Annotated in this window: 18 protein-coding genes, 1 tRNA gene and 1 pseudogene; 7 read left to right on the top strand and 13 right to left on the bottom strand. The window is 70.5% G+C overall.

Going from position 1 to position 24,421, the window contains the following annotated elements; all coding sequences use genetic code 11:
- Positions 1-60: 60 nt before the first annotated feature.
- The 3 genes from ACFRKB_RS29710 to ACFRKB_RS29700 form a co-directional block, all read right to left on the bottom strand.
- Positions 61-663 carry a Uma2 family endonuclease gene (locus ACFRKB_RS29710; RefSeq protein ID WP_383109644.1) on the bottom strand — a complete coding sequence of 201 codons (603 nt, stop codon included), beginning with the start codon at positions 661-663 and terminating at the stop codon, positions 61-63.
- A gap of 139 nt (positions 664-802) precedes the next feature.
- Positions 803-1,501, bottom strand: a complete 699-nt coding sequence (locus ACFRKB_RS29705; RefSeq protein WP_376586325.1) for a TetR family transcriptional regulator — start codon at positions 1,499-1,501, stop codon at positions 803-805.
- Positions 1,498-2,505, bottom strand: a complete 1,008-nt coding sequence (locus ACFRKB_RS29700) for an acyl-CoA desaturase (protein ID WP_365973808.1) — start codon at positions 2,503-2,505, stop codon at positions 1,498-1,500. The genes ACFRKB_RS29705 and ACFRKB_RS29700 overlap by 4 nt, the downstream gene beginning before the upstream one ends.
- Before the next feature lie 268 nt (positions 2,506-2,773).
- Here ACFRKB_RS29700 and ppc point away from each other — a divergent pair, with 268 nt between their 5' ends.
- On the top strand, positions 2,774-5,503 hold the full coding sequence (gene ppc / locus ACFRKB_RS29695; protein ID WP_383109642.1) for a phosphoenolpyruvate carboxylase: 2,730 nt from the start codon (positions 2,774-2,776) through the stop codon (positions 5,501-5,503).
- 148 nt (positions 5,504-5,651) lie between these two features.
- Here the strand turns inward: ppc and ACFRKB_RS29690 are convergent, their stop codons facing one another.
- The 7 genes and pseudogenes from ACFRKB_RS29690 to ACFRKB_RS29660 form a co-directional block, all read right to left on the bottom strand.
- Complete coding sequence (locus ACFRKB_RS29690; protein WP_383109641.1) at positions 5,652-6,149, bottom strand: hypothetical protein; 498 nt, start codon at positions 6,147-6,149, stop codon at positions 5,652-5,654.
- 77 nt (positions 6,150-6,226) lie between these two features.
- Complete coding sequence (gene pth, locus ACFRKB_RS29685; RefSeq protein WP_383109640.1) at positions 6,227-6,823, bottom strand: aminoacyl-tRNA hydrolase; 597 nt, start codon at positions 6,821-6,823, stop codon at positions 6,227-6,229.
- A gap of 139 nt (positions 6,824-6,962) precedes the next feature.
- A complete protein-coding gene (locus ACFRKB_RS29680; RefSeq protein WP_383109638.1) occupies positions 6,963-7,553 on the bottom strand; it encodes a 50S ribosomal protein L25/general stress protein Ctc in 591 nt (196 codons plus the stop codon).
- A gap of 210 nt (positions 7,554-7,763) precedes the next feature.
- Positions 7,764-8,741: a ribose-phosphate diphosphokinase gene (locus ACFRKB_RS29675; protein ID WP_383109637.1), complete on the bottom strand. Its 978-nt coding sequence runs from the start codon at positions 8,739-8,741 to the stop codon at positions 7,764-7,766.
- 109 nt (positions 8,742-8,850) lie between these two features.
- Positions 8,851-10,293: a bifunctional UDP-N-acetylglucosamine diphosphorylase/glucosamine-1-phosphate N-acetyltransferase GlmU gene (gene glmU / locus ACFRKB_RS29670; protein WP_383109654.1), complete on the bottom strand. Its 1,443-nt coding sequence runs from the start codon at positions 10,291-10,293 to the stop codon at positions 8,851-8,853.
- Positions 10,294-10,456: 163 nt separating this feature from the next.
- Positions 10,457-10,527, bottom strand: a tRNA-Gln gene (locus tag ACFRKB_RS29665).
- Between the two features lie 11 nt (positions 10,528-10,538).
- A pseudogene (locus ACFRKB_RS29660) lies at positions 10,539-11,047 on the bottom strand (hypothetical protein).
- Positions 11,048-11,202: 155 nt separating this feature from the next.
- Between ACFRKB_RS29660 and ACFRKB_RS29655 the strand changes: the two are divergent.
- The gene (locus tag ACFRKB_RS29655; RefSeq protein ID WP_383109636.1) at positions 11,203-12,546 is read left to right on the top strand and encodes a sensor histidine kinase; all 1,344 of its coding nucleotides are present in this window, start codon (positions 11,203-11,205) and stop codon (positions 12,544-12,546) included.
- A gap of 111 nt (positions 12,547-12,657) precedes the next feature.
- On the opposite strand, the gene ACFRKB_RS29650 is transcribed toward ACFRKB_RS29655, so the two are convergent.
- Positions 12,658-13,146: an SUKH-3 domain-containing protein gene (locus ACFRKB_RS29650; RefSeq protein ID WP_383109634.1), complete on the bottom strand. Its 489-nt coding sequence runs from the start codon at positions 13,144-13,146 to the stop codon at positions 12,658-12,660.
- A gap of 2 nt (positions 13,147-13,148) precedes the next feature.
- Positions 13,149-13,649 (bottom strand): YwqJ-related putative deaminase, encoded by a 501-nt coding sequence (locus ACFRKB_RS29645; protein WP_365973817.1) that lies wholly within the window; start codon positions 13,647-13,649, stop codon positions 13,149-13,151.
- A gap of 393 nt (positions 13,650-14,042) precedes the next feature.
- Between ACFRKB_RS29645 and ACFRKB_RS29640 the strand changes: the two genes are divergently transcribed.
- The 3 genes from ACFRKB_RS29640 (at position 14,043) to ACFRKB_RS29630 (ending at position 18,713) form a co-directional block, all read left to right on the top strand.
- The gene (locus tag ACFRKB_RS29640) at positions 14,043-15,020 is read left to right on the top strand and encodes an SMI1/KNR4 family protein (RefSeq protein ID WP_383109633.1); all 978 of its coding nucleotides are present in this window, start codon (positions 14,043-14,045) and stop codon (positions 15,018-15,020) included.
- A 5-nt stretch (positions 15,021-15,025) separates the two neighbouring features.
- The gene (locus tag ACFRKB_RS29635; protein WP_383109653.1) at positions 15,026-17,593 is read left to right on the top strand and encodes an SUKH-4 family immunity protein; all 2,568 of its coding nucleotides are present in this window, start codon (positions 15,026-15,028) and stop codon (positions 17,591-17,593) included.
- Positions 17,594-17,822: 229 nt separating this feature from the next.
- A complete protein-coding gene (locus ACFRKB_RS29630) occupies positions 17,823-18,713 on the top strand; it encodes a coiled-coil domain-containing protein (RefSeq protein ID WP_383109632.1) in 891 nt (296 codons plus the stop codon).
- 119 nt (positions 18,714-18,832) lie between these two features.
- Here ACFRKB_RS29630 and ACFRKB_RS29625 read toward each other — a convergent pair whose 3' ends face one another.
- The gene (locus ACFRKB_RS29625; RefSeq protein ID WP_383109631.1) at positions 18,833-20,377 is read right to left on the bottom strand and encodes an MFS transporter; all 1,545 of its coding nucleotides are present in this window, start codon (positions 20,375-20,377) and stop codon (positions 18,833-18,835) included.
- Positions 20,378-20,876: 499 nt separating this feature from the next.
- Here ACFRKB_RS29625 and ACFRKB_RS29620 point away from each other — a divergent pair, with 499 nt between their 5' ends.
- Positions 20,877-21,665 carry an ABC transporter ATP-binding protein gene (locus ACFRKB_RS29620; RefSeq protein ID WP_365973822.1) on the top strand — a complete coding sequence of 263 codons (789 nt, stop codon included), beginning with the start codon at positions 20,877-20,879 and terminating at the stop codon, positions 21,663-21,665.
- Positions 21,662-24,238 (top strand): ABC transporter permease, encoded by a 2,577-nt coding sequence (locus ACFRKB_RS29615; RefSeq protein WP_383109629.1) that lies wholly within the window; start codon positions 21,662-21,664, stop codon positions 24,236-24,238. Before ACFRKB_RS29620 ends, ACFRKB_RS29615 begins: the two co-directional genes overlap by 4 nt.
- Positions 24,239-24,421 lie beyond the last annotated feature (183 nt).

The following is a 24,421-nucleotide window of genomic DNA, read 5'->3' as shown; positions in this document are numbered from 1 at the left end:
GATCAGGCCGGGCTCGCGGGGTCTGGCACCGCGCCCCCGGCCTGATCCAAACGAAAGGCCCTAGGCCCGCCGCTTCAGGGCGTCGAGAGTGATGTCCAGGTCGATGGTGAACGGGACACTGATCTTGAGACGGTCGTGGTGGATACCCGTCAGCTGGTACGACTTGGACAGCGGGTCCAATTCGTAGACACGTACGACCGGATGCCGGTCGGCGCCGGCCATCTCGACCAGCCAGAAGTGGGGGATGCCCGCCGTGGCGTACTTGTGCGGCTTGCTCTCACGGTCACGTGCCTCGGAGTCCGGGGACACCACCTCGACGGCGAGCAGCAGGTCGCTCGCCTGGAAGCGGGTCTGTTCCAGGTCGGTGGCCGCCTCGGCCCGGACAACGAGAACATCGGGCTCAGGGCCATTGCGACGATCGAGGATCACGGTCATCTCGCGCTCGACCTCGACGTCCGATGGTGCTGAACGGCTCAGGCCAGTCACCAGCAGGTCGGTCATCCGGGCATGAAAACGGCGCTGGGGACTCACGAAGACAAGGCTCCCGTCGATCAATTCCGTGTGCGGCGGGAGTCCTGGCAGGGTGAACAGATCGTCCACGGTGTAGCCGTCCTGCGGGGGCACAGGCCACTGGTGTGCGGCCTTGACTGGCTCTGCGGTCATGATTCCTCCCATGGACGGAATGCTCGGCCCTGTTTCTCCACCGTAGCGGTGGAATAAGACCATCGTCATCACAATGAGTGACCATGCTCCCCCGAGGCTGACCACGGTGATCAACAGCGCGGTCGGCCCCGCCGCCCCCTCAGATCTTGCGGTGGCCTATCAGCCGCGGCTTCGGCTCCAGGTTCTCCAGGCCGTGCCAGGCCAGGTTCACCAGGTGCGCCGCCACCTCGGACTTCTTCGGGCGGCGCGCGTCCACCCACCACTGGCCCGTCAGCGCGACCATGCCCACCAGCGCCTGGGCGTAGAGCGGGGCCAGCTTCGGGTCGAAGCCGCGGGCCTTGAACTCCATGCCGAGGATGTCCTCGACCTGGGTGGCGATATCGCTGATCAGCGAGGCGAACGTACCCGTGGACTGCGCCACCGGGGAGTCGCGGACCAGGATGCGGAAGCCGTCCGTATACGTCTCGATGTAGTCGAGGAGCGCGAACGCGGCCTGTTCCAGCAGCTCACGGGGGTGGCCGGCGGTCAGGGCGCTGGTGACCATGTCCAGCAGCTGGCGCATCTCGCGGTCCACGACCACCGCGTACAGGCCCTCCTTGCCGCCGAAGTGCTCGTAGACGACGGGCTTGGAGACCCCGGCCTTCGACGCGATCTCCTCGACCGACGTGGCCTCGAAGCCCTTCTCGGCGAAGACGGTGCGGCCGATGTCCAGCAGTTGTTCGCGCCGTTCCGCACCGGTCATCCGGACCCTGCGCGTCCGCCTGCCCCCCGTGGTCCGGCCCTTGTCGGTGCTGCCCTTGCCGCTCGTGCTGCCGTCGATCGCCACGGTGCCCATCATGCCTTGGCGGGTGCGCTCTTGCGGCGGGTGTCCAGCCGGGAAGCGCTCGGCCAGCGCACGTCGGACGCCCAGCCCAGCAGCTCGAACCAGCGGATGATCCGGGCGCTGGAGTCGAGCTGCCCCCTGAGCACGCCGTGCCGCGCGCTGGTCGGGTCCGCGTGGTGCAGGTTGTGCCAGGACTCGCCGCAGGACAGCACCGCCAGCCACCACACATTGCCCGAGCGGTCCCGGGACTTGAAGGGACGCTTGCCGACCGCGTGGCAGATGGAGTTGATCGACCATGTGACATGGTGCAGCAGCGCCACGCGTACCAGCGAGCCCCAGAAGAACGCCGTGAACGCCCCCCACCAGGACATCGTCACCAGGCCGCCCACCAGCGGCGGGATCGCCAGCGAGACGACCGTCCACAGCGCGAACTGGCGCGAGACCGCCCGGATCGCCGGGTCCTTGATCAGATCCGGCGCGTATTTGTGCTGCGGCGTCTGCTCCTCGTCGAAGAGCCAGCCGATGTGCGCCCACCACAGGCCCTTCATCAGCGCGGGCAGCGTCTCGCCGAACCGCCACGGCGAGTGCGGGTCGCCGTCCGCGTCCGAGTACTTGTGGTGCTTGCGGTGGTCCGCCACCCAGCGGACCAGCGGGCCCTCCACGGCGAGCGAACCGGCCACGGCGAGCAGGATCCGCAGCGGGCGCTTCGCCTTGAAGGAGCCATGGGTGAAGTAGCGGTGGAAGCCGATGGTGATGCCATGGCAGCCGATGTAGTACATCGCCACCATCAGACCCAGATCGAGCCAGCTCACGCCGCCCCAGACCCACGCCAGCGGCACCGCCGCGAGCAGGGCCGCGAAGGGCACGACGATGAAGAGCAGCAGGGCGATCTGCTCGATGGACCCCTTGCTGTCCCCGCCGAGCGTGGCGGAGGGGAGCGGGGTGCCGTCGGCGCCCGAAGGGGTGGAAGAGGTGGGGGGAGTGGAGGGATCGTCGATCACGTCGGGGGGTGTGGGCATGAGGGGGTCCCCTGGGGTGAGGTATGGGGCAGGTGAGGTATAGGCCAGAAGTACGAATAGGGCAGAACGTTGGATACGGGTGCGTAACCTACGGCATCGTAAGTATGGCAGCGCCACACGGCGCGGCAAGAGGCCTGTGGATAACACCAAGCGAAGGACACCTATCCTTGTTGTCGTCGGACAGCGCGGTCCGCGAGACCTTCTCCCGGAAGGTCTGACTCCTCCAGAACCCTCCAGACGTGCTTAAACACTGCAAGGAGCCGCACCTGTGAGCAGTGCCGACCAGACCCCATCCGCCAGCGCGGAGCTGCGCTCAGACATCCGCCGTCTCGGTGACCTCCTGGGCGAGACCCTCGTACGGCAGGAAGGCCCGGAGCTCCTCGACCTCGTCGAGCGGGTACGCGCGTTGACGCGCGAGAACGGAGAAGCCGCCGCCGAGCTTCTCGGTGACACCGACCTGGAGACCGCCGCCAAGCTGGTGCGCGCCTTCTCCACCTACTTCCATCTGGCCAATGTCACCGAACAGGTCCACCGCGGCAGGGAAATGCGCGAACGGCGCGCCGCCGAGGGCGGCCTCCTCGCCCGCACCGCGGACCGGCTCAAGGACGCCGACCCCGAGCATCTGCGCGAGACCGTCAAGAACCTGAACGTACGGCCCGTGTTCACCGCGCACCCCACCGAAGCCGCGCGCCGCTCCGTACTCAACAAGCTCCGCCGCATCGCCGAACTGCTCGAAGCACCCGTCATCGCCTCCGACCGGCGCCGCCACGACCTGCGCCTCGCCGAGTCCATCGACCTGATCTGGCAGACCGACGAACTGCGCGTCGTACGGCCCGAACCGGCCGACGAAGCGCGCAACGCCATCTACTACCTCGACGAACTGCACGTCGGCGCCGTCGGCGACGTACTCGAAGACCTCGTCGCCGAACTGGAGCGCGTCGGCGTCGAGCTGCCCCCCGGCACCCGGCCGCTCACCTTCGGCACCTGGATCGGCGGCGACCGCGACGGCAACCCCAACGTCACCCCCGCGGTCACCCGCGAAGTACTGATCCTCCAGCACGAACACGGCATCACCGACGCGCTCGAACTCGTCGACTACCTGCGCGGCCTGCTCTCCAACTCCATCCGCTACACCGGCGCCACGGACGAACTCCTCGACTCCCTCCAGAACGACCTGGCCCGCCTCCCGGAGATCAGCCCCCGCTACAAGCGGCTCAACGCCGAAGAGCCCTACCGCCTCAAGGCCACCTGCATCCGCCAGAAGCTCGTCAACACCCGCGAACGCCTCGCCAAGGGCACCCCGCACGAGCCCGGCCGCGACTTCCTCGGCACCGCCGAACTCCTCGACGACCTCACCCTCATCCAGACCTCGCTGCGCCAGCACCGCGGCGGCCTCTTCGCCGACGGCCGCATGGACCGTACGATCCGTACGCTCGCCGCCTTCGGCCTCCAGCTCGCCACCATGGACGTCCGCGAACACGCCGACGCCCACCACCACGCGCTCGGTCAGCTCTTCGACCGCCTCGGCGAGGAATCCTGGCGCTACGCCGACATGCCGCGCGAGTACCGGCAGAAGCTCCTCGCCAAGGAACTGCGCTCCCGCAGGCCGCTCGCCCCCACCCCCGCCCCGCTCGACGCCGCCGGCGAGAAGACCCTCGGCGTCTTCCACACCGTCCGCCAGGCCTTCGAACGGTTCGGGCCCGAGGTCATCGAGTCGTACATCATCTCCATGTGCCAGGGCGCGGACGACGTCTTCGCCGCGGCCGTACTCGCCCGCGAGGCCGGACTCCTCGACCTGCACGGCGGCTGGGCCAAGATCGGCATCGTGCCGCTCCTGGAGACCACCGACGAGCTGCGCGCCGCCGACGTCATCCTTGACGACATGCTCGCCGACCCCTCCTACCGCCGGCTCGTCTCCCTGCGAGGCGACGTCCAGGAGGTCATGCTCGGCTACTCCGACTCGTCCAAGTTCGGCGGCATCACCACCTCGCAGTGGGAGATCCACCGCGCCCAGCGCCGGCTGCGCGACGTCGCCCACCGGCACGGCGTACGGCTGCGCCTCTTCCACGGCCGCGGCGGCACCGTCGGCCGCGGCGGCGGCCCCTCGCACGACGCGATCCTCGCCCAGCCCTGGGGCACGCTGGAGGGCGAGATCAAGGTGACCGAGCAGGGCGAGGTCATCTCCGACAAGTATCTGATCCCCTCCCTCGCCAGGGAGAACCTGGAACTGACCGTCGCCGCCACCCTCCAGGCCTCGGCCCTGCACACCGCGCCGCGCCAGTCCGACGAGGCGCTGGCCCGCTGGGACTCGGCGATGGACACCGTCTCGGACGCCGCGCACGCCACCTACCGCGCGCTGGTCGAGGACCCGGACCTGCCCGCGTACTTCTTCGCCTCCACCCCCGTCGACCAGCTCGCCGACCTCCACCTGGGCTCCCGCCCCTCCCGGCGGCCCGACTCCGGCGCCGGTCTCGACGGACTGCGCGCCATCCCCTGGGTCTTCGGCTGGACGCAGTCGCGGCAGATCGTGCCCGGCTGGTACGGGGTCGGCTCGGGCCTGAAGGCCCTGCGCGAGGCCGGACCCGACACGGTGCTCGACGAGATGTACGAGCACTGGCACTTCTTCCGGAACTTCCTCTCGAACGTCGAGATGACGCTCGCCAAGACGGACCTGCGCATCGCCCGCCACTACGTGGACACCCTCGTCCCCGACGAGCTGAAGCACGTCTTCGGCGCCATCGAGGCCGAGCACGCGCTCACCGTCCAGGAAGTGCTGCGGATCACCGGCGGCGAGAAGCTCCTCGACTCCAACCCGGTCCTCCAGCAGACCTTCGCGATCCGGGACGCCTACCTCGACCCGATCTCCTACCTCCAGGTCTCGCTGCTCGCCCGCCAGCGCGCGGCGGCGGAGCGGCGGGAGGCGGCCGACCCGCTGCTGGCGCGGGCACTGCTGCTGACGGTCAACGGCGTCGCGGCGGGGCTGCGCAACACCGGCTGACCGCGGTACGTACGCACCGACGCGCGCGTACGGACACGACGACCGCCCCCGGCCCGGGTTTCCGGACCGGGGGCGGTCGTGCGTACGGACGCGAGGTGCGGCCCCTCGGAGCGCGAAGGGCGGCGCTTCAGAGCGCGACGGCGGCGTCTCAGAGCGCGAAGAACGTGGCCAGCAGCAGCGCGGCACCCGCCAGCGCCGTCCCCCAGGCCGTCCGGGTCATCCGCAGACCGCCGCCGATGACGAGCGAGGCCAGCAGCAGCGCCCCGCCCAGCGGCACCCACGCGTACAGCAGCCCCGCCGCGCCGGTACGGACCAGCTCGTCGGTGCCCGGCTTCACCACGACCGGGAACCGCTCGCCCTTCTTGACGGCGACCGACTGCTCGATGGACATCCCCGCGCGCGGACCGTCCGGGCCGTCGGGATCGTACGGCCCGGTACAGGTCCCGTCCGCACAGCGGGCCACCGTGAGCGTGCCGTGCTCACGGCCCTTGGCGAGCACCACATGGTGGGCGGAGTCCCAGGAGGTCCAGACGGCCGCGATCAGCAGCAGCGCGGCGACGCAGCCCATCACGGCCCGCCGGCCGAAGGAGAGCACACGGCCGGAGGGGTTCCGCTTCCGCCGCGTCCGGCCTGTCGTCCGTCCCATAGGGCGGGATCCTTGGCCATGGGCACGCGCCCGGTCAACTCAGGGCCGGGAGAGACGGGGGAGGATGCGGGGGCTTGTCAGGAGTTGTACGTGCTCTGCGCGCGTTCGAGACCCTCGATCACCAGAGCCTCCACCGCGTCCGCCGCACGGTCCACGAAATACCCCAGCTCCTTGCGCTCCGCCGACGAGAAGTCCTTCAGCACGAAGTCCGCGACCTGCATCCGGCCCGGCGGCCGGCCGATCCCGAACCGTACCCGGTGGTAGTCGGAGCCCATCGCCTTCGTCATCGACTTCAGACCGTTGTGCCCGTTGTCCCCGCCGCCCAGCTTCAGCCGCAGCACGCCGTAGTCGATGTCCAGCTCGTCATGGACCGCGACGATGTGCGCCGTCGGAACCTTGTAGAAATCACGCAGCGCCGTGACCGGACCGCCGGACAGATTCATGTACGAGGCGGGCTTGGCCAGCACGACCCGGCGACCGGCCGGACCCGGCGGCCCGATGCGGCCCTCGATTACCTGCGCCTGCGCCTTCTGCGCCCGCTTGAAGGAGCCGCCGATACGCTCCGCCAGCAGATCGGCCACCATGAACCCGACATTGTGCCGGTTGGCCGCGTAACCGGGCCCGGGATTCCCCAGGCCCACGATCAGCCAGGGGGCGTTGGCATCCGTGGTCATCCGCGCTGCGTCTCCTCTGGATCAGCTGGATCGGGTGGATCAGATGGATCGGACGGTTCAGGTGGATCGGGGTGGCGTACGGACAGGCGAACGGGGTGGCGGGCCGAGGCCCGCCACCCCGTGGGGCACAGCGTACGGATCAGGCCTCGGCGCCCTCGGCCGCCTCGGCCTCCTCCGCCGCCGGCTCCTCGGCCTGCGCGGCCAGGATCTGGATGACGACCGCGTCCTCGTCCGTGACCAGCGTGGTGCCGGACGGCAGCGGGACGTTCTTGGCGACGATCGAGTCACCGGCGTCCAGACCCGCGATGGAGACCGTGACGGACTCCGGGATGTGGGTGGCCTCGGCCTCGACGGTCAGCGTGTTGAGCACGTTCTCCAGCAGGTTGGCGCCCGGGGCCAGCTCGCCCTCGGTGTGCACCGCGACCTCGACGGTGACCTTCTCGCCGCGCTTCACCGCGAGCAGATCGACGTGCTCGATGTGGCCCTTGAGCGCGTTGCGCTGCACGGCCTTCGGGATGACCAGTTCCTTGCGGCCCTCGATGTCCAGGGAGATCAGCGCGTTCGCCGTCTTCAGCGCCATCATCAGGTCGTGGCCCGGCAGGGTCACGTGGACGGTGTCGGCACCGTGACCGTAGATGACGGCGGGGACCTTGTCGGCACGACGGGTACGGCGGGCGGCGCCCTTGCCGAACTCGGAACGGACCTCGGCGCTGATCTTCACTTCAGCCATGACGGCACTCCTCGTAGATGTCAGGAAAACGGCCGTCACCCGGCCACGACAGGCCTGCTACGAAGAGCGCGTCGATAACGGACCGCCGCACATGAGTGCGGCCTCCCTCGCCGAGCAACTCAGTGAGTCTACCCGGCGGGGAGGCCGCCTCAGAAATCGATCTCAGGCCCGCTCGATCTCAGGCCCGCTCGATCTCAGACCTGCTCGGTCCTAAGCCTGCTCCTCGAAGAGGCTGGTCACCGAACCGTCCTCGAACACCTCACGCACCGCGCGGGCGATCGTCGGCGCGATCGACAGGACCGTGATCTTGTCCAGGTCGAGATGGCTCGGGTCGGGCAGCGAATTCGTGAAGACGAACTCACTGACCTTCGAGTTCTTCAGCCGGTCGGCCGCCGGACCCGACAGCACGCCATGCGTGGCCGTCACTATGACGTCCTCCGCGCCATGCGCGAACAGCGCGTCCGCCGCCGCGCAGATCGTGCCACCGGTGTCGATCATGTCGTCCACCAGGACACACACCCGGCCGGACACATTTCCGACGACCTCGTGGACCGTCACCTGATTCGCGACGTCCTTGTCACGGCGCTTGTGCACGATCGCCAGCGGCGCCCCCAGCCGGTCACACCAGCGGTCCGCGACCCGTACCCGGCCCGCGTCCGGCGAGACCACCGTCAGCTTCGACCGGTCCACCTTCCCGGCCACATAGTCCGCCAGCACCGGCAGCGCGAAGAGATGATCCACCGGACCGTCGAAGAAGCCCTGGATCTGGTCCGTGTGCAGATCGACCGTCAGAATCCGGTCAGCCCCCGCAGTCTTCATCAGATCCGCGACCAGCCGGGCCGAAATCGGCTCCCGGCCACGGTGCTTCTTGTCCTGGCGGGCATAGCCGTAGAACGGCACGATCACGGTGATGCTCCGGGCTGAGGCCCGCTTCAGCGCATCGATCATGATCAGCTGTTCCATGATCCACTTATTGATCGGAGCGGTATGGCTCTGGATCAGGAAGCAGTCCGCGCCGCGCGCCGACTCCTGGTAGCGCACATAGATCTCACCATTGGCGAAATCGAATGCCTTGGTCGGCACAATCCCGACACCCAGCTGGTGCGCGACCTCCTCGGCCAGCTCGGGGTGGGCGCGGCCGGAGAAGAGCATCAACTTCTTCTCGCCGGTCGTCTTGATCCCGGTCACAGCACTGTCTCCTCAGACGTGTTGATGGCCGCTGCACCCGCGCGTCCCTGCGAGCCAGCCGAATCGTGCAGATATCACGTTACGCCGAGAATGGCGCATCTCTTTCCGGTCAGCTTTCGTTCTCGTCGCCGGCCGAGGTGGTCAAGGCCGCCTGAGCCGCATGCGCGGAGGCGCTCCCCGGCCGCTTCCTGGCCACCCAACCCTCGATATTCCTTTGCTGGCCACGGGCCACGGCCAGCGAACCGGGCGGTACGTCCTTCGTGATGACCGACCCCGCCGCCGTATACGCGCCGTCCCCCACCGTGACAGGCGCCACAAACATGTTGTCCGAACCCGTCTTGCAGTGTGAGCCGACCGTCGTATGGTGCTTCGCCTCGCCGTCATAGTTCACGAACACGCTCGCGGCGCCGATGTTCGTGAACTCGCCGATCGTCGCATCCCCGACATACGACAGATGCGGCACCTTCGTGCCCTCACCGATCGTCGCGTTCTTCATCTCCACGTACGTACCGGCCTTCGCCCGCACACCCAGCCGCGTACCCGGCCGCAGATACGCGTACGGCCCCACCGAGGCGGCCTCGCCGACCTCCGCGCCGTCCGCCACCGTGTTGTCCACCCGCGCGCCCGCGCCCACCACCGTGTCCTTCAGCCGCGAATTCGGCCCCACCTCGGCACCCTCGCCCAGATGCGTCGCGCCCAGCAGCTGCGTACCGGGATGCACGACCGCGTCCTGCTCGAACGTGACCGACACATCCACGAACACCGACGCCGGATCCACCACCGTGACCCCCGCCAGCATCGCCCGCTCCAGCAGCCGCGCGTTCAGCAGCCGGCGCGCCTCCGCCAGCTGCACGCGGTTGTTGATGCCCAGGATCTCGCGGTGATCGACGGCGACCGAGGCGCCGACACGATGCCCCGCCTCCCGCAGGATGCCGAGCACATCGGTGAGGTACTCCTCGCCCTGGCTGTTGTCCGTACGCACCTTCCCCAGCGCGTCCGCCAGCAGCGGCCCGTCGAACGCGAAGACACCCGAGTTGATCTCCCGGATCGCGCGCTGCGCGTCGGTGGCGTCCTTGTGCTCCACGATCGCCGTGACCGCGCCACTCGCCCCGTCCCGGACGATCCGCCCGTACCCGGTCGAATCCGGGACCTCGGCCGTCAGCACCGTCACCGCGTTGCCGTCGGCGGCATGCGTCGCGGCCAGCGCGTTGAGGGTCTCGCCGGAGAGCAGCGGCGTGTCGCCACAGGCGACGATCACGGTCCCGTGCGGCGTGTCCCCCAGCTCCTGGAGGGCGATCCGCACGGCATGCCCGGTCCCGTGCTGCTCGGCCTGATAGGCGGTACGGACGCCGGTGTACGCGGCGAAAAGATGACCCTCGACCTGCTCGCGGGCGTGCCCGACGACCACGACGAGCTGCTCGGGTCCGAGCTCACGGGCCGCGGACACGACATGCCCGACGAGCGAGCGCCCGCAGACCTCGTGCAGAACCTTGGGGGTCTTCGACTTCATGCGGGTTCCTTCACCCGCTGCGAGAACGACGACGGCGGCCAGTGGGGTCTCCCCCGTTCGAGCGGAGCCGAGAACTTGGGGAAGGTTGGCGCTCACGGGAATGCCCTTCGGCTTCGGGTGATGGACAACCGCAGGATACCGGGGGGTATCGGGACGGAAACGAGGACGGGTCCTGACCGGCGAGGTCAGGACCCGAACTGCGCAGCTCCCGGGGAAGGAATCGAACCCTCATTCAATGGACCAAAACCATTTGTCCTGCCTTTAGACGACCCGGGATGGTTTGCCGTCTATGTCCGATTTGGTGGGTCGGACGCGAGCGCAGCCCCTACTATGCCGTACCACCAGCCCTCGATGCGACGGTACATATCGGCGCTTTGCAACACGCGAACGACGAAGCATCCGCGGTAGTCGTCGCCAACATTCCTGCGGACGGTCTTCGGGTTGTGCCTCTTGAGCGTCGTCTTGCCGAGGGCCGCGACGTCGATGCCCGCGATGTCCGCCCAGAAGCGCTCGGCGGCCGGTACATCGGCGGACTCGTGGATCTGCAACTGGTACCGCAGTCGCTCCCGGTCGATGCCCAGGAGGTCGAGCCGGGCCAGGAAAACCCCGATCATGCGTTCGGGCGTTTCGTCCAGTCCGGGGGTGGCTCGCCTTCCAGGAGGCGGTTGAGGATGTCGTTGTTGTGTACGTGGAGACGGTCGCGTATCTGGCGGCGGCTGAGGCCCTGGCGGCGCAGTGCGACGGCCCGCTGTCGTAATTCCTCGAAGTCGGCGTATCTGCCGTGGATCGCTGTCATGCGGAGATCGTCGTCCGGAATGCGGACGTCCGGCTCGAATGGGCGGGCGATTCATCAGTTCGAGGGATCGATGCGTCTTCCCCGCGTGTCACGTCCCTGTCCGTGCTGTGGTGGTCGCCGGAAATTGGGGTGCGGGCGCCCTTAGGCTGGGAGACATGACCACAACGGGGGCACACCAGGACGCTGCGGGCGTGAACGCTCGCGGCTGGTGGTGGTGGGGACGACGGCGCAGTGCCGTACTGGATGTGGGGCTGGCGCTGGTGTCGGCTCTGGAGTGCGGGCTTGAGGGGATCAGGTTCGCGGACATGGCCGTGCTGCCCGTGCCGGTGGGGGTGGTCTTCGGGCTGCTGGCCGGTGTGGTGCTGCTGGTGCGGCGGCGGTGGCCTTTCGTCGTGGTGCTGGTCTCGATCGCGATCACGCCGGCGGAGATGGGCTATCTGATGGGGCTGGTCGGGCTGTACACGCTCGCCGCCTCGGAGACGCCGCGCCGGATCATCGGCGCGCTGACCGGGATGTCGCTCGTCGGCACGCTGATCGTCACGTACGTACGGATGAAGCAGAACGTCGTGGCCGACACGGGGTTCGACGCGGCCCGGTGGTACGTGCCCCTGGTCGCGGTGCTGATGTCGCTGGGGCTGACGGCGCCGCCGGTGCTGTTCGGGCTCTATGTCGGGGCGCGGCGGCGGCTGATGGAGAGCCTGCGGGAGCGGGCGGACAGTCTGGAGCAGGAGCTGTCGTTGCTGGCGGACCGGGCCGAGCAGCGTGCGGAGTGGGCGCGTACGGAGGAGCGGACGCGGATCGCGCGGGAGATGCATGACGTCGTGGCGCACCGGGTGAGTCTGATGGTGGTGCACGCGGCGGCGCTTCAGGCGGTGGCGTTGAAGGATCCGCAGAAGGCGGTGAAGAACGCCGCGCTGGTGGGTGACATGGGGCGGCAGGCGCTCACGGAGCTGCGGGAGATGCTCGGGGTGCTGCGGGCCGGGGAGCAGGTGGCGGCGCGCCAGGCGTCGGACGCGGTGCCGGCGGGCGCGCCGGCGGCGGTGCCGCTGGCGGCTGTGGGCGCCGCGGCGGCGGCTGCCGCGGCTGCCGCCGCCGAGGACGGTCCGGGTATGGGGGATATCGAGGCGCTGGTCGGGGAGTCCCGGGACACGGGGATGGTCGTGGAGCTGACGGTGCAGGGCGAGTCCCGTTCGTACGCGCCGGAGGTGGAGCAGACGGCGTACCGCGTGGTGCAGGAGGCGCTGACGAACGTGCTGAAGCACGCGGCGGGCGCGAAGGTGATGGTCCGGCTGGCGCACCGCGAGGAGGAGGTCGCGATGCAGGTGGAGAACGGGCCTTCGGACGGTGGCGCGCAGGATGTGGGGCTGCCGAGCGGCGGTAATGGCCTGCTGGGGATGCGGGAGCGGGTGATGGCGCTGGGCGGGGTGTTCGTGTCGGGGGAGACGGACGCGGGGGGTTTCCGCGTGTCGGCGGTGCTGCCGCATCGCCGGGCGGCCTGACGACCTCTGTCTCTGGCGTCCGCTGTCTCTGGTGTCCGCTGTCCCTGACGCCGTCCGTTCCTGACGCCGTCCGTTCCCGGCGTCGTTCCCTTCCTGACCGCGAGGCGTGTCTCAGCCCGAGGTGAGGCGCGCCGGTTCCAGGCCCGTGAGCAGGGTGCCGAGTGCCTGGTCGAGGTTCGGTCCCAGGTACCAGTCGCCGGTGTGGTCGATGCTGAAGACGCGGCCGGTGGTGTCGATCGCGAGGAGGGCCTGTCCGTCGCCCTCTTCGCCGAGCGGGCTGATCTCCGTGTCCAGGGAGCGGCCGAGGTCGGCGAGCGTACGGGCGAGGTGGATGCCCGCTATGGGGTCGATCCGTACGACGGCGGGGGCGATCTGCCGGCCGGGGCCGGGCGCGATGACGCGCAGTCCGCCGAATTCCGCCCAGGCCTCGACGGCGGCGGGGAAGACGGCGTGCCGGTGGCCGGCGGGTGTGGTGTGCGCGCGCAGGGCGTCGGCCCACTCCTCGGCCTGCCGTATGTCCCAGCGTCCTGGCTGCCAGCCGGCTTCGCGCAGCGCGGCGTCGACGGGGACGGGGAAGCGGGGGATGTGCGGGTCGCGCATGCTCAGCCGTTCTCGGTGGGGTCGACGGGCCGTACGCCGAAGTGGGCGAGGAGCGGCGCACAGGAGCGGCAGGGCGGGGCGTAGCTGCCGTGGAGCGGGTCGCCGTCCTCGCGGATGCGGCGGGCGGTCAGCTTGGCGTGTTTGAGGGAGCGGCGTGCCTCGCTGTGGGACAGGGGTTTTCGTCTGGCGCGTTTGGAGCGTCCCGCCTCGGCGGCGGTCAGATGCCGGGAGAGCAGGATCGCCTCCGGGCAGCGGCCGGTGAACCGTTCGCGCTGGCCGCTGGTGAGGGTGTCGAGGAAGTCCTGTACGAGGGGGTGGAGTACGGGTGGCTGGTCGGCCTTGCCGGCGGTGCAGGTGAGGGTCTGGCCGCGTACGGAGAGCGCGGCGGCGACGGCGGGCAGGATGCCGTCCCTGCGCCGGTGGAGCACCGGTGGGCGGTGTGGTTCGGTGCTGCTCCAGCTGAGGCGTGGGTCCCCGGACGCGTCGGTTGGTGCGGTGTGCATGTGCTGTCCCCTCCCGGTGCCGGCGGCCGGGCAGCCGCTCGTTCACGCCCCCGTATTCCTGCTGTCACGCCCCTGTTTGCCTGCACAGCCTGCCAAATGCGGCGGGCTGCCGGGAAGCTGGGGCGTGGATCGTGGCGTGGCGTCGGCGCTGGGTCACGCCTGCGTGACCGCCCGTTACGGGGCCGGCCGGTGCCGTCGGAGCGCGTCCGATCTACGCCCGATCGGCGTAAGGGACGGGGGCGGGAAGGGGCTTGGGGACGGGGTGGCGCGGCGGGGGAAACGGCCGGGGATACGGCGGGGGAGGAGCGTCGGATCCCCTCTTGCCCCACCACATAGGCTGTCCTGCAACCAGGGCTGTGGAACCAGCCGGAAGCGCAGCAGGGGGCAACCGCCATGACGACAGGTCGGCTCGGGCAGCAAGCCGCGCCACCGAACGCGGCCTACGCCGGGCAGGTCGTGCATTTCCCGGATCCGGTCCGGGCCTCCCGTCACCCCAGGGGTGTACGGGTGGATGACCACGGCTATCCGGACTTCTCGCCGTACGCGCGTGCCGCCGCGGAGATAGCCGAGCCCCCCGCGGGGTTCGGCGTGGACGAGCTGCGGCTCACGGACTATGTGTCGGCCAATGCCGCGCTGGCCGCCGCGGGGCATGAACTGTGGGACACGATCCCGTCGGTGGCCACACCGCACGGCTGGACGTGGCACCATCTGCCGGCCTCGCGCCGGATGGTGCTGGTGCCGGTCGAGGTGAAGGCGCTGCTGCGTCATCACGGTGGTCTGGCGACGACGCGGGTGGATCACGGCAAGCGGGGGACGCGTCCTCTCCAGGAGACCCGGCCGGCCCATTTCGGGCTGCCGAAGGGCTCGTTGCCGGTCAGCGAGCAGCAGTTGCTGGGGGTGGAGGAGGATCTCGGTTACCGGCTGCCGGGTGCGTACCGCGCGTTCCTGAAGGCGGCGGGCGGCTGCGCGCCGGTGGGCGCGGCGCTCGACGCGGAGCTGGGGCTGCTGGTGGACCAGCCGTTCTTCACCGTGCGGGACGTGGCCGCGGTCAACGATCTGGTGTACGTGAACAAGTGTCTGCGGGACCATCTGACCAAGGATTATCTGGCCGTCGGCTTCGTCCAGGGCGGCATTCTGGCGGTCAAGGTCAAGGGCGACCGGGTCGGTTCCGTCTGGTTCTGCGCGTACGACGACGCCAGGGACCAGGACGGCTGGAGCGTGGGGGAGCGGGTGGAGCGGCTGTTGCTGCCCTGCGGTGATGACTTCGACGCCTTCCTGCTGCGGCTGGCGGGCAATCCGCCGGAGCTGGAGACCGTGGCGAACCTGATGGTGGACGGCGGCTTCGCGCGCGCCGTCCCGGTGGAGGGGTGAGCGCGATGGTGACCTTCGCGCAGGCGCAGGAGCGCGCGGACGAGTGGATCAACGCGGATCTGCCCGGCTGTCAGCACCGTGAGGTGCGGGTGCGGGAGTTCGAGCTGGGCTTCGTGGTGTGGGCGGAGGACCGCGAGGGCGGTCCGACGTCGGACGGGGGCCGGCAGCGGCTGGTGATCGCCCGCGACAGCGGTGAGGCGACGCTGTGGCCGGGGCTGCCGGTGGGTGAGGTGATCCGCCGGTACGAGGAGGAGTACGGGGCGCCGAAGGTGGCGCCGGCCGCTTCGGAGGCGCCGCAGCGTATCGATCTGAACCAGACGTCGTTCCTGTTGACCCCGCCGGAGTGGCTTCAGGACGCGGCGGACAAGCTGGGGATTCCGGACCGGCGGACGCCGGAGGATTCGTCCGCGTCTTCGTCCGCTTCCGCGTCTTCGCCCGTTCCTGCCGCTCCTGCTGCCTCGGGCGGTTCGGGCGGTTCGGGCGGTTCGGGTACGGGCGGGTCGCTCGGGGGTGGCAACGCCTCGCAGGGCAGCTCCGCCTGGTCCGGTGCGTACGAGCCCACCGCCAACGACGGCGTGCCCGCCGCGACGCCGGGCGCGCCGACCGGGGCCACGCCCTGGGCCGGGACCGACACCAACGGCGCGTCCGTCTCGTCCGAGGACGGTTCCGTACCGCTGCCCGCGACGGTCTTCGCGCCGCCGCTCTCGGGGGCGGACGACGAGGACACGCCGCCGCCGGTGGTCGCCACCGAGGCGCCGACCGCGCTGATGTCGGGCGGCAGCCAGTTGCCGCGTACGTCGGTCACCGCCGGACTGGAGGGACAGGCTCCGAGGCAGGCGCCGGGAGCGGTGCCCGGGTCCGAGGGCGCGGCGGGGACGGGGGCCGCCGATATCGCCGATGCCGCGACCAGCAAGGCGACCGTACCGCCGCGTGGTGCGCGTGGTGGTGGCGCGACGACTCCGCCGCCGCCGAGCGCGCCCGGTGTTCCCGGCGCGCGTCCGCCGGGTGCGACTCCGCCGCCGTCGGGGCCCGGTACGCCCGGTGTTCCGGCGGGTGGCTATCTGCCGACGCAGCTGGCTCCGAGCCTCGGCGGCTCCGGCTCCGGCTCCAACGGGCCGCGGCCTCCCGGTCCTCCGGGTGCGCCCGGTGCTCCGCAGCCTCCCGGTCCTCCTGGTGCGCCCGGTCCGCCGGGGGTTCCCGGTACGCCCCCGGGTGGGGTGCATCACGCGGCCACGATGTTCGCGGACGCGGGCCAGGGCGGTCAGCCGCCGCAGCCTCCCGGTCCGCCTGGTCCGCCCGGTCCGCCGGGGGTTCCTGGTGCGCCGGGTGTTCCCGGTACGCCTCCGGGTGGGGTGCATCATGCCGCGACGATGTTCGCGGACGCGGGCCAGGGCGGTCAGCCGCCGCAGCCGCCTGGTCCGCCGGGTGCTCCGGGAACGCCGCCGGGTCCGCCAAGCCCTCCCGGTCCGCCGGTGGCGCCTCCCGGCATGCCGCCGGGGGGTCCCGTACCCGCGGGCCCCGGCCCCGGTGGTCCCGTACCGCCGTCGCCCCAGCACCCTCAGCCCCCGGCGTACGGCTATCCGCAGCAGCCGTCCGGTCTGCCGACCGTCGGTCCCGGCTACCAGGCCGTGCTGCGGTACCGCGCGCCCGACGGTTCGGAGGCGCAGCTCATCCGCCGCTCCGCGCCCGGTACCCCGCATCCGGAGTGGCAGATCCTGCACGAGCTGCGCGCCATGAACGTGCCGCCGCAGCAGGTGCTCGAACTGCACACGGAGCTGGAGTCCTGTGAGCTGCCCGGCGGTTACTGCGCGCGGATGATCCGGGAGACCTGGCCGCAGGTACGGATCACCAGCGTTGCCCCGTACGGCCAGGACCACGCCAGCAGGCAGCAGGGCATGCAGCATCTGCTGACCCATCAGGGTGAGCTGCACCAGGTCGCGGACGGTCCCGCCCGGCCCGCGCCGGTGCGCGCTCCGCTGCCGCAGCTGCCGCCCGCGCCGCCGATCCCGCCCGAGGGGATCGCGCAGGAGCTGATGGGCGCGTTCGGTCCGCAGGGCATCTGCCGGTTCGACCAGCGGGCGGTGTCCCGTCAGGGCGTGCCGGAGCTCGTGGCGCGCACGCTGGTGTGGGCGGGGCTGCCGGCCGACTTCGGGCCGTTCTTCTGGGCGCAGCCCGCCCAGCCGGTGGTGCCGACGCTGGCCGAACTGGCCGCGCAGCGCCAGGTGCAGGCGGCCGCGGACGCCGGCTCGTATCTGGTGATGGGCACGGACTTCGGCCGGGCGCTGTGTGTTCAGTACGGTACGGCGCACATCATGGCCGTACCGGTCGAGGCGGGTCCGGGCGGACAGTCGGTGCCTCCGCAGTTCGTGAACACCGGACTGCCGGAGTTCACGCGCTCGCTGGCGCTGCTCGGCCGGATGTGGCGGCTGCGGTTCGGGCTCACCCCGGAGCAGGCGGGCCGCTGGACCGTCGATTTCCAGGCGCAGCTCTCGGCGCTGGACCCGGCGGCGCTGTCGTCGCCGGAGAACTGGTGGTCGGTGCTGCTGGAGCAGATGTGGGACGGACTGCTCTGACGCCCTGAACGCACTGCCCTGACGGACGGCCGGGGCGCCCACCGCGATCTGCGGGGGCGCCCCGGCCGTTCGATTTTCCGCGATTTTCCACGTTTCCGCCTTTCGGGGTCGATACCGCATCCTTGACCGGATGACTGGGCGGAGTGTCGTGGTATGGGCACTTCGGCTCGCTCCAGCAGGATTGTGCCGGATGGCGTTCTGTGTCGTGTGTCGGAGAGGGGCTTCAAGGATGGTTGCCGCACCGTTGTCGGCTCATGGCTTCGTGCCCGTACGTGGCCGTGGCTACCGCCCCGAGCAGGTCGAGCGGGAGGTCACGGCGCTGTTCCGGGACCGTGACGACGCCTGGGAACGCGTGGCGCGGCTCACCGTCCTCGCCAAGGAGATGGAGGGCGAGGCGCAGCTGCTCCGGGAGCGGGTGGCCGCGCTGCCGCCGCAGACGTACGAGAGGCTAGGCCGTCGCGCCCAGCAGATCCTGGCCCTGGCGAACCAGGAGGACGAGACGGTACGGACGGAGGCGCGCGAGGAGGCCCAGGCGGTCATCGACGCGGCGCGTACAGCGGCCGCCGAGGTGCGCGAGTCGGCGCGTCAGCGGGCCGACGCCGTACGGGCGGAGGCGGAGGCGTACGCCGAGCAGGTCCTGCGCGCCGCCACGGGCGCGGCCGAGGCGACGAGGGCCGAGGCGCGGCGTGAGGTCACGGCGCTGCGGGCGGAGTCGCTCGCCGCGCTCAAGGAGGTGCGCCGGCGCACGCGGCGGGTGGTCGACGAGCAGGAGCAGAAGCAGGGCGAGGAACTGGCGGCGGCGGAGCGCGAATTCGCCGACCGGGAAGCCGCGTCGCGGGTCGAGCAGGACGAACTCGCGGCGTACGCCCAGCTCCAGCTGGTGGCGGCGCAGCGCGCCTTCTCCGAGGCGGGCGAACAGGCCCGCCACGGCCAGGAGGACGCGGCGGCGCGGGCCGAGGAGCTGCTGGCGCGGGCGCGCGCGGACGCGGAGGGCATCGCTCGCGAGACGGAGCGGCTGCTGCGGGAGCACACGGAGGTGTGCGAGGAAACGCAGGCGCACATGGCGCACGTACGGAACGCCCTGGCGGCGCTCACGGGGCGCTTGCCGGCGGAGGGGTGACGGGGGCCGGTTCCGATCCGTGAGTGCCATGAGCGCCACGAGTGCCATGAGCGCCACGAGTGCCGTGAGCGCCACGAGTGCCGTGAGTGTGCAGTGAGTTCCGTGCGTTCCGTGAGCGGCTACTCGGGATCCTTGAGTACGGGGAACCGCCGCGGGGCCACGAAGATGAGCACCAGCAGGGAGACGGCCGCCGCTCCCGCCGCGCCCAGGTACACGTACTCCACCGCGCTGTCCACCGCCCGGCGCAGATAGTCCGCGGCCTCGGCGGTGAGCGTGGCCGGGTTCTCCAGGGCTTGGGAGACGGAGTCGAGGTCGTCGGGGAGTCCGGGGGTGGGGGCGCTGGCGAGGCGGGCGGCCAGGACGCCGTTGGCCACCGCCCCGAAGAGGGCCGCGCCCACGCTCTGGCCGACCTGGCGGCAGAAGAGTATGGACGCGGTGGCCGTACCCCGTTCCGACCAGCCCACGGTCGACTGGACCCCGATGATCAGGGGCAGTTGGAAGATCCCGAGGGCGGCGCCGAGCAGCAGCATGATCAGCGCGGGCTGCCACGCCTGGCCGGGATAGGGCAGGAGGGGGAAGGCGAGCAGGACCAGCATCGCGAGGGAGATCCCGGTGATGGCGGTCAGCCGGAAGCCGATGCGGTTGTAGACGCGGCTGGACAACGCCGCGCTGATGGGCCAGCTCAGGGACATGGCCGAGAGGACGAAGCCGGCGGCTATCGGGCCGAGGCCCAGCACGGACTGGGCGTAGGTCGGCAGGAAGACGGTCGGCGCGACCATCAGCAGGCCGAGCGCGCCGAGGGCGAGATTGACGGCCGCGATGGTGCGTCGGCGCCAGACCCAGCCCGGGATGATCGGGTCCGTGGCCCGGCGTTCGATGACGACGGTGACGGCGGCGAGGACCGCGCTGCCGCCGAGGAAGGCGAACGAGGGTACGGAGATCCAGGGCCAGGCGACACCGCCCTGGACGAGGGCGGTGAGCAGCAGGGCTCCGGTGGCGAAGACGGCCAGCGCGCCCGCCCAGTCGACGCGGCGGCGCGGCGCCCGGTCCGGGGCCGTGCCCCCGGTGGAGGCGGCCCGGTTCGGTTCGTGCAGGTACCTGACCACCAGCCAGAGCGCGACCGCGCCCACCGGCAGATTGATCAGGAAGATCCAGCGCCAGTCCGCGTACCCCGCGAGCAGCCCGCCGAGCGCGGGCCCGGCGACGGACGAAGTGGCCCAGACCGTGGACAGCTTGGCCTGTATCTTCGGGCGTTCCTTGAGGGGGTAGAGGTCGGCGGCGATGACCTGGACCGTGCCCTGGAGCGCGCCGCCGCCCAGGCCCTGGACGACGCGGAAGGCGATCAGGGAGGCCATGTTCCAGGCGGTGGCGCAGAGCAGTGAGCCGATGAGGAAGAGGATGATGCCCGCGATCAGGACGGGCTTGCGGCCGAAGGTGTCGGAGAGCTTTCCGTACACGGGCAGGGTGACCGTCACGGCGAGCAGATAGCCGGAGAACAGCCAGGAGAAGACGGCGAATCCGCCGAGGTCGCCGACGATCTGCGGGACGGCCGTGGAGACGATGGTGCCGTCGAGCGCGGCGAGCGCCATGCCGAGCATCAGGGCGGCGACGACCGGGCCGCGACCGCGTGCCCGGCCGCTCTTGCCGGGCGGTGCGGGGGTCATGGGCGGTGCGGCCGTCGGCGGTGACGGCGGGGGCGCGGATCCCGGCCCGGACGGCGGGGCCGCGGCCCGGGCCTCGGGTATCGCTTCGGTACGTCCGGAGTCCTCGGTACTTCCGCCGGCGCCGCTCACAAGATCCCTTCCCTATGCATGTATCTCCCGGGGGACACCCTCTCACCCGGGCCTCTCCCGGGGGAGGGCGCGCACGACACCCGTTCATCCGCCCTCCGCTCCACCTGGGGGCGGAGTCCCCTAGGGGCTCCTCCTTACTTCTGGCCAGGGGTCGTTCGTCCCGCCGGAGGACGAGGAGACGGTGGCCGGTTCTTTACGTTGGTCCTACCGCCGCGAGGGCCCGCGAAGGGGGCCCGCCGCAGCAGGGGGGTGGGGAAAACCCCAGGTGAAGACTGCGCTGCGCACCAGCGCGCCGGGGCCCCCGGAACCAGCAGACTCAGCACACCACCCGACGAACACTCGGTGTATCGAGCGATATAGGAGACGTACCGTGACAACGGCTGTGACCATTCCCAGGCACGGGGGTACTGGAGGGCGTACGGCCGTCGCGGCGCGAGCGCGGCAGGTCGTCAAGGCGTACGGCGCGGGGGAGACCCGGGTCGTGGCGCTCGATCATGTCGATGTGGACATCGACCGCGGGCAGTTCACCGCGATCATGGGCCCGTCCGGCTCGGGCAAGTCGACGCTGATGCACTGCCTCGCGGGTCTGGACACGGTGACCTCGGGCGAGATCCATCTGGACGAGACCGAGATCACGAAGCTGAAGGACAAGCGCCTCACCCAGCTGCGCCGGGACCGGATCGGCTTCATCTTCCAGGCGTTCAACCTGCTGCCGACGCTCAACGCGCTGGAGAACATCACGCTGCCCATGGACATCGCGGGCCGCAAGCCGGACGGTGAGTGGCTGCGGCGGGTCGTGGAGACGGTGGGTCTCGCCGACAGGCTCTCGCACCGGCCGACCCAGCTGTCGGGCGGTCAGCAGCAGCGGGTCGCGGTGGCCAGGGCGCTCGCCGCCCGCCCCGAGATCATCTTCGGTGACGAGCCGACCGGGAATCTGGACTCGCGCGCGGGCGCCGAGGTGCTGGGCTTCCTGCGCCGGTCGGTCGACGAGCTGGGCCAGACGATCGTGATGGTCACGCACGATCCGGTCGCCGCGTCGTACGCGGACCGGGTGCTGTACCTCGCGGACGGCCGGATCGTGGACGAGATGTTCCGTCCGACGGCCGACGCCGTACTCGACCGCATGAAGGACTTCGACGCCCGGGGGCGTACGTCATGACCGTCTTCAGGACCTCGATGCGCAACTTCTTCGCGCACAAGGGGCGGATGGCGCTCTCCGCCGTCGCCGTCCTGCTGTCGGTGGCGTTCGTCAGCGGCACCCTGGTGTTCACGGACACGATGAACACGACGTTCGACAAGCTCTTCGCCGCGACGTCCTCGGATGTCACGGTCAGCCCCAAGGCGGCCAAGGCCGGGGAAGAGACGCCCCAGACCGGCAAGCCCGAGTCGCTGCCCGCCTCGGTCGTGGAGACGGTGCGGGCGGCGGACGGGGTGAAGTCCGCCGAGGGCGCGGTCAGCAGCATGAGCGTGACCGTCGTGAACGCCGACAACAAGAACGTGGGCGCGACCAGCGGCGCGCCGACGATCGCCGGCAACTGGACCCGTAACGACCTTCGTTCGATGGAGATCACCTCGGGGCACGCGCCGCGCGGGCCCACCGAGGTGATGGTCGACGCCGACACCGCCGAGAAGCACCATCTCGCGATCGGCGACGAGCTGCGCACCATCGCGGTCACGGGTGACTTCCGGGCGAAGATCTCCGGTATCGCCACGTTCACCGTCACCAACCCCGGTGCGACGGTCGTCTTCTTCGACACGGCGACCTCCCAGCGTGAACTGCTCGGGGACACCGGCCGGTTCACCCATGTCAATGTCACCGCGGCCGAGGGCGTCAGCGACAGCCGGCTGAAGCGGGAGGTGGCGGCCACCCTCGGCGGCGGTCCGTACAAGCTCCAGACGCAGCAGGAGGCCGCGGACGCGAACCGCGCGGATGTCGGCTCCTTCCTCGACGTGATGAAGTACGCGATGCTCGGCTTCGCCGGGATCGCCTTCCTCGTCGGCATCTTCCTGATCGTCAACACGTTCTCGATGCTGGTCGCGCAGCGGACCCGCGAGATCGGTCTGATGCGGGCCCTCGGCTCCAGCCGTAAGCAGGTCAACCGCTCGGTGCTGCTGGAGGCGGTACTGCTCGGGGTCTTCGGCTCGGTCGCCGGTGTCGCCGCCGGGGTGGGGCTGGCCGTCGGTCTGATGAAGCTCATGTCCGCCATGGGCATGGAGCTGTCCACCCAGGATCTGACGGTGAAGTGGACGACTCCGGCGATCGGGCTGGTGCTCGGTGTCGTGGTCACCGTCGTCTCCGCGTACGTTCCCGCCCGCCGGGCCGGGAAGATCTCCCCGATGGCGGCCCTGCGTGACGCGGGCACCCCCGCCGACGGCCGGGCCGGCTGGGTCCGGGCGGTCATCGGTCTGGTGCTCACCGGGGCCGGCGGCGCCGCGCTCCTCATGGCGGCGCGCGCCGACGAGGCCGGTGAGGGTTCGGTCTTCCTCGCGGTGGGCGTGGTCTGCACGCTGGTCGGCTTCGTCGTGATCGGTCCGCTGCTCGCCGGCGGTCTGGTCCGGGTGCTCAGCGCGGTCGTGCTGCGGATGTTCGGCCCGGTCGGCCGGATGGCCGAGCGCAACGCGCTGCGCAATCCGCGGCGTACGGGTGCGACGGGCGCCGCGCTGATGATCGGGCTCGCGCTGGTGGCCTGTCTGTCGGTGGTCGGCTCCTCGATGGTCGCCTCCGCGACGGACGAGCTCGACAAGTCGGTCGGCGCGGACTTCATCGTCCAGTCCGACAACGGCCAGCCGATCATGCCGCAGGCCCAGGCGGCGCTGGAGAAGGCGCCGGACATCGCGCATGTCACCGAGTACAAGTGGATCGACGTCAAGCTGACCGGCCCGGACGGGAAGACGGAGTCCGACGGTATCGTCGCCGCCGACCCGACCTACGCCCAGGACCTGCGCCGCGAGACCGTCGCGGGTGAACTGTCCGCCGCGTACGGCAAGGACGCGATGTCGGTGGGCGACGCCTACGCCAAGGAGCACGGCGTCAAGGTAGGTGACCGGATGTCGGTCGTCTTCCCGGGCGGCAGGAGCGCCGGGCTGACGGTCGCGGCGATCACCTCGGACGACACGAATGTCGACAAGGGCGCGATGTACACCAACATCACGACCGCCCAGCGGTATGTGCCGGCCGACAGGATGCCCAAGAACATGATCATGTTCGCGGCGGCCGAGGACGGCAAGGAGAAGGAGGCGTACGCCGCCCTCAAGGACTCGCTCGCGGCCTACCCGCAGTACACGGTGCAGAACCAGACCGACTTCAAGCAGGACTTGAAGGACCAGATAGGCCAACTCCTCAATATCGTCTACGGTCTGCTGGCGCTCGCGATCGTCGTCGCGGTGCTGGGAGTGGTGAACACCCTCGCGCTGTCGGTGGTGGAGCGGACCCGCGAGATCGGTCTGCTGCGGGCGATCGGTCTCTCCCGCCGCCAGCTGCGCCGCATGATCCGGCTGGAGTCGGTGGTCATCGCCCTCTTCGGCGCCCTGCTCGGACTCGGGCTCGGCATGGGCTGGGGCACCTCGGCCCAGAAGCTGCTGGCCCTGGAGGGTCTCGGCGTCCTGGAGATACCGTGGCCGACGATCCTGACGGTCTTCGTGGCCTCGGCTTTCGTCGGACTCTTCGCCGCGCTGGTCCCGGCCTTCCGGGCCGGTCGGATGAACGTACTCAACGCGATCGCGACCGAGTAGAACGGTACGGTGGAGGCTCCGGCCTCGGTGGGCGTTCCTCCAACGTCCACCGGGGCCGGAGGTCTTTATCACCGCCCGATGTGGCCGCCCGTCAGAACAGGCGCGAGTCGGGGGAGTTCACTCTTACGAGGGGTTGTAGCAACCTGTAGTCATTCGGACACTGAGAGCAACGGGACTCCTCGG

The sequence above is a fragment of the Streptomyces scopuliridis genome (genome assembly GCF_042790125.1).
Lineage (GTDB): Bacteria > Actinomycetota > Actinomycetes > Streptomycetales > Streptomycetaceae > Streptomyces > Streptomyces scopuliridis_A.
Note: the sequence above shows the minus strand (reverse complement) of the source record. Positions and strands in the feature narration are given on the sequence as shown.

Excerpts from the sequence above, each read along its gene's own strand:
- ACFRKB_RS29710 (WP_383109644.1), bottom strand. The coding sequence starts at position 663 with ATGACCGCAGAGCCAGTCAAGGCCGCACACCAGTGGCCTGTGCCCCCG.
- ACFRKB_RS29705 (WP_376586325.1), bottom strand. The coding sequence starts at position 1,501 with ATGATGGGCACCGTGGCGATCGACGGCAGCACGAGCGGCAAGGGCAGC.
- ACFRKB_RS29700 (WP_365973808.1), bottom strand. The coding sequence starts at position 2,505 with ATGCCCACACCCCCCGACGTGATCGACGATCCCTCCACTCCCCCCACC.
- ACFRKB_RS29690 (WP_383109641.1), bottom strand. The coding sequence starts at position 6,149 with ATGGGACGGACGACAGGCCGGACGCGGCGGAAGCGGAACCCCTCCGGC.
- pth (WP_383109640.1), bottom strand. The coding sequence starts at position 6,823 with ATGACCACGGATGCCAACGCCCCCTGGCTGATCGTGGGCCTGGGGAAT.
- ACFRKB_RS29680 (WP_383109638.1), bottom strand. The coding sequence starts at position 7,553 with ATGGCTGAAGTGAAGATCAGCGCCGAGGTCCGTTCCGAGTTCGGCAAG.
- ACFRKB_RS29655 (WP_383109636.1), top strand. The coding sequence starts at position 11,203 with ATGACCACAACGGGGGCACACCAGGACGCTGCGGGCGTGAACGCTCGC.
- ACFRKB_RS29650 (WP_383109634.1), bottom strand. The coding sequence starts at position 13,146 with ATGCGCGACCCGCACATCCCCCGCTTCCCCGTCCCCGTCGACGCCGCG.
- ACFRKB_RS29645 (WP_365973817.1), bottom strand. The coding sequence starts at position 13,649 with ATGCACACCGCACCAACCGACGCGTCCGGGGACCCACGCCTCAGCTGG.
- ACFRKB_RS29640 (WP_383109633.1), top strand. The coding sequence starts at position 14,043 with ATGACGACAGGTCGGCTCGGGCAGCAAGCCGCGCCACCGAACGCGGCC.
- ACFRKB_RS29635 (WP_383109653.1), top strand. The coding sequence starts at position 15,026 with ATGGTGACCTTCGCGCAGGCGCAGGAGCGCGCGGACGAGTGGATCAAC.
- ACFRKB_RS29630 (WP_383109632.1), top strand. The coding sequence starts at position 17,823 with ATGGTTGCCGCACCGTTGTCGGCTCATGGCTTCGTGCCCGTACGTGGC.
- ACFRKB_RS29625 (WP_383109631.1), bottom strand. The coding sequence starts at position 20,377 with ATGACCCCCGCACCGCCCGGCAAGAGCGGCCGGGCACGCGGTCGCGGC.
- ACFRKB_RS29615 (WP_383109629.1), top strand. The coding sequence starts at position 21,662 with ATGACCGTCTTCAGGACCTCGATGCGCAACTTCTTCGCGCACAAGGGG.